Raw genomic sequence first — 11,686 nt, forward strand, 5'->3', positions numbered from 1 at the left:
TCCCGCAAAAAGTACAGGTGTTTGGGCATCCTACCACACAAGCTTCAACTCCTGTAGCTCAACAACAAGCTATTATTTCTTTCAATGCTTTACCAAGAAAAAAAGTCGGTGATTCACCTTTTGAATTAGTAGCAATTAGTAATAACACCATAACTCCTATCACTTTTGCATCCTCAGACCCAGCTGTTGCTTCTGTAGTAAATATTAGTGGTAAATGGTTTGCAACAGTGCTTACTGCAGGAACAGCAAAAATTTCAGCATCACAAACTGGTAGCACTAGCTTTTTAGCTGCTTCTACTGTTGACAGAACTTTAACAGTAGAGCCTGAAGATGAAGCTATGCTAACACTCCTTCCTGAGCCATCAAAAAAATCAGGTGTTTTAACATTAGCAGACTACAACCTGAACTACATGTATCTGCCTGGTCCTAAGCCTTTAGAAGAGAATTATACAAAGCTGTTTGATGGAGTTTTAAACGAAAAAATTCCTTTAACTTGGTCTACAACACTTTCTCCTAACTTTATCTGGATTACTTTTCCAGAACAAATGGAAATGACCCTTGATAAGTTACGCATCTATGATGGCGCAGGAACATTTAGCCCCGCTATTAAATTCCACTATATAAAGAGAGATGCAACAAAACCAGGAGGTATAGACTGGACTAGAGTGCCAGGACCACAGTTTACTGGAGAAAAGTACATGACTTGGCAAGAGTATGCTTTACCAAACCCATTAGACATTTACGCAATTTTGATAGAGTTCGTAAATGTAGTACCTGGTGAAATAGAAATTATTGGTAGCTGGAAGCCATATCAGGCAGCTCCTTACAAACACAAAGAGATCAGTATTAACAGTGCTTTGAAGACAAACGGCTATATCTGGAACATTCAGCAGCCGAGTGGCAGACCTGTAGATGAAGCAAAAATGGAAGCTTTTAAAGCTTTTAAAGGCATCAGGGACTATGTTGACTGGACTAAAATTGAAAAAGTAAAAGGAGAATATACCTTTGAACCTGCTTCTGAAGGTAACTGGAAATATGACATGGTGTACGAAAGACTGGCAAAGGAAGGAATAGACATTCATGCCTGCCTTAAAAACCAGACACCTTGGTCAATTAAAGAGTTTGGCTACACAGAAAATAACTACGAATATGCAGTTGCTCCCTGGACGAAGCTGTCTTCAAGTGACCCTAACTACCAGGCTGACATTGCCAGATTAAGAGAAAACCCTGAATCTTATATTTATTTTAGTAAAGCTGCTTTCCAGTACGCTGCCCGCTATGGCTCTAATACTGCCCTTGACCCTAATTTAGTTAAAGTGGCATCTAACCAGGTAAAGAAAATTGGTTTAGGTTACGTTAAATCCATTGAATGTAATAACGAAACAGATGCATCGTGGCACGGACGCGGACGCTATATGACGCCTAGAGAATATGCTTACCTCCTATCTGTTTTCTATGATGGACATATGGGCACTATGGGACCTGGTGTAGGTGTTAAAAATGCAGACCCTAACATGTTGGTTGTGGCTGGTGGTATTGCTGATAATAGGCCTACTTATTTTCAGGGTGTAATTGATGCTTGGAAAGAGATTAGAGGCTATAAAGCTGATGGTACAGTAAACATGGCCTGTGACATTTGGAATTACCATGCTTACGCGAATAATGGCGGCGGCCAGCATATGGATGGTTCACACGGTTTACCTCCAGAGCTAAGCAACATGACAACAAATATAAAAGACTTCCTACAGATCATTTCCGAAGAAGGAAACGATCTACCGGTTTGGATTACAGAAGTAGGTTATGCTGTAAATGAAGGTTCCCAACAGGCCCTTGCAACACCTACCCGTACAAAACTGCAGTCACATGGCGACTGGACTATTAGAACGCTCCTTTTTAATATCCGAAATGGTATTGCTGAAACTTATTTCTACCAGACTTATGACGAAAGTTCTTACATATCTAATATTTCTAAAGGAATAGTAGATAACAGAACTTATGCAGCTTGCGGCCTAATAGAAGAAATCCGCAACCCAGATGGTGCCAATACTTATAAAAGAAGACCTGCTGCATCATATATGAAACAACTACAAGTCTTTAAGGACTTCATCTATCAAAGAACACTTTCTGAGGACCCGTTTGTAGATGAATATGCGTTTGAAGGCCAGAAGATGTTTGCACTGGCTGTTCCTGACATGGTAGGAAGGACTGCTAATTATACTTTAGATTTAGGAGGAGCCTCACAGGCTACCATTTACAGGTTTGCTGATGATGCTGAAGAGTTTGAGAAAGAAGTGGTGTTAACAGCTGGAGGCAAACTAACTCTGACTGTTTCTGAAACTCCAATATTTGTTGTAGGCGCTGCAGATAACCTTATAGCAGCTGCAACACCGCAATGCTCTGCGACCGGCTCTATTCTGCGCGAGCAATGGAACAACATAAGTGGCACAACAGTAGCAAGTATTCCAGTACTTACTACACCAAGCAGCACAAGCCAGCTTACTATATTTGAAAGCCCTAGCAACGCTGGAGACAACTATGGTGCCCGCATCCGTGGCTATGTATGCCCGCCACAAAGCGGTGACTACACATTTTGGATTGCTGGAGACGATGATTGTGAACTTTGGTTAAGTACAAATGATGATCCAGACAATAAAATAAAAATTGCAGGATTAAATGGCTACACCAACTCTCGCCAGTGGAACAAATATGCTTCACAGCAATCTGCTTCAGTAAAACTGGAGGCAAACAAGCGCTACTATATAGAGGCACTACACAAGGAAGGCAAGAATACAGATTACCTGGCCGTAGCATGGACATTACCTGATGGAACAATGGAAGCTCCTATTGCAGGTTCTCGTTTATCTCCTTTCGTGGCAGAAACAGAAGCAGTTCTGGCAATGAACACCAGTTCTACCACAAATCTTGCAAGTGTTAATAAGACTGCTGAGCTAACAGCTTATCCTAACCCTTTCACTAACGAAGCTACTTTAGCGTTTACAGTTGCTGAAAGTGGAGAAGCAGCTCTTCAGGTGTATGATTTGCAGGGAAGGCTTGTAAAAGAACTTTATCAAGGATCGGTAGAAGCAGGTGCAGCTAAAAGCTTCACGTTAAAAGCAGAGGGCCTTATTAACGGAATTTACATCACCCGTTTAGTAACTGGTTCTAAAGTTTTAACACAAAAGATCATGTTAACTAAATAGGCTTTCTAGTTCTTAGAAATCCCCGGTGCCTGTATAGGCACCGGGGATTTCTAATTTATTACCGTTGATAAAGACACATTAGAATGTATCAGAATAAATAAAGGTTTAAGGTTAGCAATAAGGCCAACATCGGGACGCTATGCCTTTGATGAACTTCGTAAATTACTACCTGTTCAGTTAAGCACATTACTTATCTAACTAATGTCACTGTAATCATAAATTAACAAGCTTATATTTGCACTACCTACTTTAGCAAGGTTGCTATAGAAATGTTTCTTGAAGCATTAAACCAGGAGTGATATTATGGAAGTTGAATAGTTTGAAGATAAAGGATTGGCACATTATGCGTATGCCATTTTAAGTGAGGACACAGCTGAGATAATACTAGTAGATCCTGCCAGAGATCCGCAGCCATATTTTGATTATGCTAAAAATAGAACTACTTAAACAACCATGGCCGTGGTACATTTTAGGACCCATCATTGCCCTGATAATGGTAGTGATACTATTCTTCGGAAAATCATTTGGTCTTTAACTTAAAAGTTATATGTGCCGCCTGTGGAGCTGGCAGACATATCCCATTCTTCGACTTCAACTGGCGATCTCAACTGTGGAACCTGCTGTTTCTGGGCCATATCAGGAAGCATAGCCGGAACTTACATTTATAGTGTTGCCCGGAATAAATTACCTCATTAATAATTTGTATGAAAAAAGAGCAGCGCCTTGGCTAAGATTAAATCTTAGCCAAGGCGCTGCTCTTTTAATCTCGCAACTTAACAGGCAACAAGAGCCTTCCTTATGCTTTATCGACTTTAAAGTACAATGTAAACGTTGTCCCTTTGCCTTCCTCACTCTCCACTTCTATCTTACCTCCGGAATTGTCCATCATGCGTTTTACAATATAAAGCCCCATACCAGTACCGTCGACATGCGAGTGGAAGCGCTTGAATAGTGTAAACATTTTGGAAAGGTTATCTTCACTCATACCTAATCCGTTATCTTCTACAGACAACAGAATATGGCCATCTAAACGTTTTGTTTTTATAAATACTTCCGGCTCCCTGTCTGGCGAACGGTATTTTAAGGCATTGCTTATCAGGTTATAAAGAATGCTGTAGAGGTTCTTTCTGGAGAAGTTAATCTGGGCCACATCTTTAAAGTCTGTATGAAGTTGTGCACGCCCCTCCTGTAACATATCCTGTATGTTAGACTTTACATTAATGATTACCTCTTCCAGATCTACGATTTCAGCTGCTCCATCCACATCCCGCTGCACTTTGGCAATGTCAGTCAGGTCTTTTATAACGTTCTTAAAACGGCTAATAGAATCTTTCACCATATCAAAGAGCGGCTTGGTAGGCTCGCCCGGAAGTGGGTCAGTAGAGTCTATTTGTTCTTCCAATAACAACAGCAAGCCTTCAATATTGGCGACAGGAGCTTTAAGATCATGAGAGGCCGTATACACAAATGTATCCAGGTCCTCTATTACTCTCAGCAAGTGTTCATTCGTATACTGCAGTTTCTCCTGTGTTTCTTTCAGATCTGACAAATCAATAAAAGACCCTAATACACGATAAGGTATTTGATATTCATTGTGCAGAATGTAAGCCCTGTTCGATACAAAAGCATAGAAACCGTCAGCCCTGGCAACCCTATACGTATCCGACCACTGGTCTTTACCATAGTTGATGGCTTTGTTGATTCCCTTTACAACCCGGTCGCGGTCATCAGGGTGTATTTTTTCAAACCACCCGTTCACACCATTCCCCATTTGGCTTGCTTCGTAGCTCAATACAGTACGTAGGCTGTCGCTCCACCAAACCTCGTTTGTTACCAGATTCCAGTCCCAAACTACGTCATTCGTAGCCATAGACACCAGCCTGAAACGCTCTTCACTGGCAGCAAGGGCCTGCGTACGGTCTGCCACCCGCTTTTCCAGTTCATTGTTAAGCTTAATCAGGTTTTCTTCAGCCTGCTTAAGCTCTTCGTATGCATGTAATACTTTCTCTTCATTGTTTTTCTTTTCAGTGATGTCTGCCATTGTTACTGCAACACCCTCACTCATTTTCACAGCTACTATTTCGTACCATGCTTTATGCCCATTAATATCCAGGTGCAGCTCTATATGAAGAGGAACCCCAAACTCCACTACGGACACATACTTCTTAAACAAGCCGCTTTGCTTTAAGAATGGCATTTCAGCATGAATGCTGTTTCCCAATAACTGAGCAGAAGATTTACCAAACAACTCTTCTGCCTTACGATTAAGAAGGCTCCAGTTAAAGTCTGTGATAACCTGCTTCTCATCTCGTATTGCCTGAAAGGCCATTATGTTGTTCAGAGAACTATTAAGTACCCCCTGCACTACGTTGGTAAGCTCTTTAAGTGTTGTAACATCCACATAGCTTAGTACCACTCCATCCTTATTCCCATCATGCTTCAGGTAAGGAATAATACGCATGAGGTAGAACTTCCCTTCATTGGTTTCAACCTCATGCTCCACCTCCACCGATGTATTGTTAACCTGCTTAATATCGTTCAGCAAGTTGGTATACTTTAAGTTGTGCGACAAGTGATGGATAGGGCGACCTACATCGCCTTCTATAATGTTGATGAGGTCTTTGATACTTGGCGTAAACTTACGGATTACAAGATGATGATCGACAAACAGCTGCCCAATATTAGAGCTACGGATATAATTATCAAGATCTTCATTCAACTCCTGTAATTCCTTTATCTTTAATTGGTGCTCGGAGTTAACCGTGTGCAGTTCCTCGTTAAGCGACTGCATTTCCTCATTAGAACTTTGTAGTTCTTCGTTAGAGGACATCAGCTCTTCGTTACTGGATTGCAGTTCTTCGTTGGAGGTGCTCAAATCCTGCACGGCTAAGTGCAGGTTTTCACGGGCTTCTTTTAACTCCATCTCCAGTGACGCCACCTGCAGGTAGTAATCCTTATCCGAAACAGTAGCCAGTTCAACGGCCTTAGGTTGTCGGGCAACTTTATCTACTTCCTGCAATAGCACCAGGATAACTTTCGGCTGATTGGCATCCGTTACAATAGGCCTTACAGAAACATGCACCAGTTGGTTTTTCTTACCCATTCGAACCGACACCTGCCGGGCTACCACCTTGTGGTTTTGTTTAAGAGCCTTGCGTATGCCAACACTCAATGTTACAGCCAATTCCTCGGGCACCATCTTTATAAGATTAAAGTGCAGACGTTTGTCCGGGAATTTTAAAAAGCGGTTAATGTCACCAACACCATGCAGTAACTGGTAATTTTCATCCACATACAGCCCCGTCACCCTAAAATCATCTGCAACGGCATCCATAAAAGAGTCGTTATACTGCGCCAGTTGCAGGTCTTTAAACGTTGCTTGTTTTGAAGGAGATGGAGTAGGTGTAAATTCTGTTGCACCGTAGTTTTGGTGAATGCTCTTTCTTTCTTTGGTTTTCTGGTAAAGCTTCCACTTCCTGTTCTCCTCCGAGAAAAATGGTTTCAGTTCTCCAATGTGCTCGCTAGGCCCCAACAACAAAAATCCATTCAGGTTCAGAGCATAAGGGAAAATACCCAATACCTTCTTCTGCAGGCCAGGGTTCAGGTAAATAAGCATGTTTCGGCATGTGATCAGATCAATCTTACTGAATGGCGGATCTCGCTGCAAATCATGCTGGGCAAAAATTACCAGTTTTCGTAAATCTTCATTAATGATGTAACGATTCCCTTTCTGGTAAAAGAAACGTTGCAACCTATCAGGAGAAATATCTTTGGCTATAGAAGCCTGATAAATACCTTTGGATGCATGTGTAATAGCACGCTGATCTATATCAGTGGCAAATAATTTTACCAATGGCTCAAGTCCAACTCTTTCAAAGCATTCTTTGAAAAGCATAGCAAGTGAATAAACTTCTTCCCCGGTGCTACAGGCTGTCACCCACACTTTAACCGGCTCATCAGGTGCTTTACTGGCTATTATTTTAGGAATAACCTCTTCTTCAAGCATTTCAAATGCCTCTGTATCACGAAAGAACTTCGTAACACCAATCAAAAACTCCTGACAAAGTACATTTATCTCGGCAGGATTTTCTTGCATATGCAAAAAATATTTGTGCAGACTGTCCAGACTAAGGTTATCCATGCGCTTGCGGATCCTTCGGTACAGTGTAGCCTCTTTATAGTTCTTAAAGTCGTTGCCTGTATGCGTGCAAATCAGGTCCAGAATCTTATGTAGCACTTCACCATCCTCAACTTCTTTATTAAACTCAATAAGCGATTGCACCAGTGGAACTTTACGGGTATACTCGATTATTTCTTGAGGCATCCGTTCAGGTGGCAACACAAAATCAACAAAGCCAGCATCGATAGCACTTCTGGGCATACCATCAAATTTCGCTGACACGGGTTCCTGCACCACCACCATGCCCCCTGCTGCTTTAATAGCCCTGATACCTTTAGTGCCGTCCGTACCTGTACCAGAAAGTACCACCGCAATGGCATAACGCCCCCTATCTCTGGCCAGAGACTCAAAAAAAGCATCAATGGCAAAATTAGGTTCTCTGTTGCGGGTCTTATCGGCCAAGCGAAGCCTGCCATTTTTCAGCGTCAGTTGCTTACCGCTGGGTAGCACATATACACAGTTAGGCTTTGTACGCATGCCGTCCTCAGCCTCCTGCACCTGCATACTGGTATGCTTGGATAACAACTCTGCCATCAGGCTCTTATGGTCTGGCGACAAGTGCTGTATAATAACAAAAGAAAAACTGGAATTGCCCGGGAAATGATCAAAAAGCTTATGAATAGCTTCCAGACCACCCGCAGACGCACCAATTCCCACCAGGTAGTGATCTGCCGGTGGCAACTTTTCATTTTGTATAGCTGCTTGTTTATTTGTTTCAGTCATAAAATACTGGCCGAACCTGGCTCTGAAGACTGTCTTAAATTAATATCTCTCTTTAATAATTTTTTCCAGCACAGCACTTCGTAATGCTTCTGCTGCCTCTACTTCTTCAGCCAGCCAGGGTAGCGAAGTATGTTTCACTGTTTCCTGATAGGTAGCAAAGGAGTTACGCGGATGGTATGTCTTTCCATCAGATTCCATCTGTATGGCTTGGTTCGGGTTCCCTCCCCAGTTTACCGTCTGCAGTACTTCCGGCCTGAAGCCTAAAATATACTCGCCTTGTTCTGCATTAATAGACAGAGCTATAAGCCCACTTGCTTTATTTTTGTACTCTTTGCTATATATATAATTTTTAGGCAAAGTACTGGTTACATAAAGCTTATCTGCCTGGTTTCTTCGCAGCCAGCCAGCCAACTCCTTTAGTTCTTGTTTGCCAGGGGTATTCCCACTTGTCCAGATGCCTCCATCATATATAACTGCTGCTCCGCTTAAGCTTAGTAACTTCTGAATATCTGTTGCACCAGATAACAGGCCATCCGCAAAACCTGGGCTATTATACAGCTGCTCCAGTAACTGAGCATGTAAGCCGCGCAGCTGTGCTTTCAGCAAAATAGCATTCTCTCTTTCTTTTGACGCCACCTGTGCCGATATAATACCTGAAAGAAGCTCCATAGCAGAGCGTAGCTCATAACTAGGGTTTTTCGCAGTTTTATGGTGGCACGAAATAAGTCCCCATAGTTTATTATCAATAATAAGAGGTAGCGACATGGAAGCCATAATGTTCAGGTTACCCAAGTACTCGAGGTGCACGGCAGCTACACTACGCAAATTACTGTCAGATAAATCTGTAAAACGATTCGTCATGGGGTTTACTACCGGAATGAGCCGCACAGGTTTATAATTGCGCGTGGGAATAAGCCGGTATGGGTTACTAAAGTATAGATCCCGGGCCTGCTTGGGAACATCTGAAGCAGGAAAACGCAGGTCCATGTAATCATCCATGTCTTCTTCCTTGGCCTGTGCTATTACTATCCCATTCCACTGAGGGTCAAACTGATATACCAGTACCCGGTCGAAACCAGTAAACTTCTTTATTTCTGTAGCTGCTATCTGAGCTGTCTCCTGTGTAGAGCCTGCCTGCTTCAGCAGCGATGTTATGTACTTAATATGCTGGTAAAGCCCAATAAAAGAATTATCGTCCGGGTTTGAGAAGTTCTCCTCTAATTCCATAAGCACATACTCTTCTCGCGGATGAACAAGTGCTGTGACAGCAACCTTTTTATCTTTAACTGATAATGTAAGGTTAATAGGAATTTTATCCTGGCTGCTCTGACTCGTTATTTTTTGCTGAATTTCCTCGAATTGTTTTGTAGAGATGTACTGCGATAACGACTGCTCCAGTAATTCATCAACAGGAATTGAAAGGTACTGTTCCACATTTTCACTGGCTTGTACAATATGTAGCTTTGGTTTGTCGAGTACCAGCAACATGCCATGGGGTTGTATCAGGTTTACCAGGTGGAGCGGGATACTGCCGCAGAATTCTGAGTCATAGTCTTTTTCTATGGTTAAATTAACCATTGAGGCTTTGTGTTCCATGAAATAAAGGTGCGTTATGCTCCATAGGAGCCTTATAATCCGTTAATCTTTCCAATGTGCTTTGCTTTACACAGTAAACGATAAAAGGCACGCTAGAAGTACTTCAAGGGGGCAGAAGCCGGAGCAGGTAGACTACATATTCCAATGATTGCTTGGATTTCCAGACCCAAAGAAGAAAAGAGCTTATACCAAAACTGTTAGGCTAACATGCCGTAATTTGTACTATTACAGAGGCAAGCACTACCACTATTTATATAACTCGTTCTTTTCAACATTTATGTAGCTGTATTGTTTGCACCTACAGCCATTCTTTATTTCAAATTTACGGCATATCCTTTAGCTAAAAAATTTTTGAGAGATAATCTTACGCAGTCCAACTACTCCATACTACACTTTTAAGCACCATGTGTTTCTTACTAAGAAGCTTTGATTATACGGCTGCATCAGAAAAAAATTAAAAAACTTTAATATTTATTTTCAAACATATTACTGAACGATGACTGCTCTATACTGATTTATAATATTTAAATAAGCAGACTTTCTTTTTTTAAAGCGCTATTGCAGACATTCCTCTATAGTTGTGACTCAATACGTATGTCGAATAGTTTAACTGGGAGCAGCATACGAACTCCTGAAGGTATAGATAATATTGTGAGAAAAGTGGGTTGTTTAAACCCAGCCTAAAGTTCTAGTTTTACTAAACTGGGTCTGATGAATACCTTTCGGAGGAAGTACTTAGAACTTTAAGCACTGCTTATTTACTCTAACAACAGAATCTAAGACTACTGAATAATCTGATTTGATTCATTAGCACTGCCTAAACAACATTAGTTACCAACGCTTTTCTACTTTTCCAGGTGCATTAAATACCAACATAAGGCAATTAAAAGAAGTAGACCAGCATCAGTTTTACCAGCACTGGTAATTTGTATAGTAACCTTATTATTGAAGCGAGCAATTGAAAATAGTTTTTGCCGCTTTTGGTTAATAAGCCAGATAACAGGTTCATGAATTTGCCTTGTTTTCCAGCCATAAGTGTCTTGCCCTATAGATAAAAAACCTCCTCCGTTCAACTTTGATCTTTCTCTCTTTATATAACCTATGATTCGTCCTGTTTCCGCACCCTTGATACAAATGCTGGCATGAGAAAACGTGCTGATGTCTTCTAGTAGGTAGCATTTATCACCAATGTAGATAGTAGCCAGGGTTGTTTGAAGCTCTTCCTTAAAAAGAAGTAAAGCGAAATACCAACTTTGATTTTGCAACTGAAAGCTGCACGGGGAGTTTACCACTTCTGTTAAGCTAAAGCTGTCTTCCAGTTCGTTTGCCGCTAATGGTATGAGAGGAAATGGTGGCTGGGAAAGTGGCATAGCTTTTCCGATTACGGCTTTAGGAGATTAATTAAAAAAGAAGGTAACATAGGTATTCGTCCACTATCTTTTACCTCATGTAATTCAGCAAAATCAGTAAGAAGAATACTGTTAAAGAGAAGCCTTAAACAAGTTTAATAGCTTTTACAATTAGAAATATTAAGCTAAAGTTGGCTGCTTTTCTGTAAAAATGTTACTCAGTTACCTTGAGTACAATATTAATAGAAGACACCCCTATTAATTGTAAAGAGAATATTAACCTATTATTAAAGAATCATTAACTAAAAGTATTATTAAACCAACCAGCCATTTGCTATATTTATCTAAAGCCGCCCTTTAGTTGCTGGAACAAATGCTTTCTTGTTTTAAGACTTTATCAGGAAAAGAAATTACACAATTGAGTAGCTTCAGTAGAGAGTAGAGGTTTTATAGAGCTGAAACTACAGCTGTAAGTGTGGGTGAAAATAAAAAATGACAGCACAGAGACGTACTGTCAGCGACATTGGTCAAGAAAGGTCTTTAAGTACAACTGTAGATGATCTTAAGTTTAAACTAAAGTCCTTTCTTGACTTTTCTACTGCATTAGAAAAAACGGCAATATCTCAAGAACTGTGTAA

4 protein-coding genes are annotated in these 11,686 nt (G+C 41.0%); 1 reads left to right on the plus strand and 3 read right to left on the minus strand.

What is annotated here, in order from left to right; genetic code table 11:
- Positions 1-3,200 (plus strand): PA14 domain-containing protein (locus LN995_RS21045; RefSeq protein ID WP_229963070.1); only part of this gene is annotated, 3,200 nt, incomplete at its 5' end.
- 796 nt (positions 3,201-3,996) lie between these two features.
- On the opposite strand, the gene LN995_RS21050 is transcribed toward LN995_RS21045, so the two are convergent.
- From LN995_RS21050 to LN995_RS21060, 3 genes are all read right to left on the minus strand, one after another.
- Complete coding sequence (locus tag LN995_RS21050) at positions 3,997-8,103, minus strand: chemotaxis protein CheB (RefSeq protein ID WP_229963071.1); 4,107 nt, start codon at positions 8,101-8,103, stop codon at positions 3,997-3,999.
- Between the two features lie 39 nt (positions 8,104-8,142).
- On the minus strand, positions 8,143-9,699 hold the full coding sequence (locus LN995_RS21055) for a GAF domain-containing protein (RefSeq protein WP_229963072.1): 1,557 nt from the start codon (positions 9,697-9,699) through the stop codon (positions 8,143-8,145).
- Between the two features lie 845 nt (positions 9,700-10,544).
- Entirely contained in the window at positions 10,545-11,069 is a 525-nt protein-coding gene (locus LN995_RS21060; RefSeq protein WP_229963073.1) for a hypothetical protein, read from the minus strand.
- Positions 11,070-11,686 lie beyond the last annotated feature (617 nt).

The sequence above is a fragment of the Pontibacter silvestris genome, assembly GCF_020907275.1.
In the GTDB taxonomy this organism is placed as follows: Bacteria; Bacteroidota; Bacteroidia; order Cytophagales; family Hymenobacteraceae; genus Pontibacter; species Pontibacter silvestris.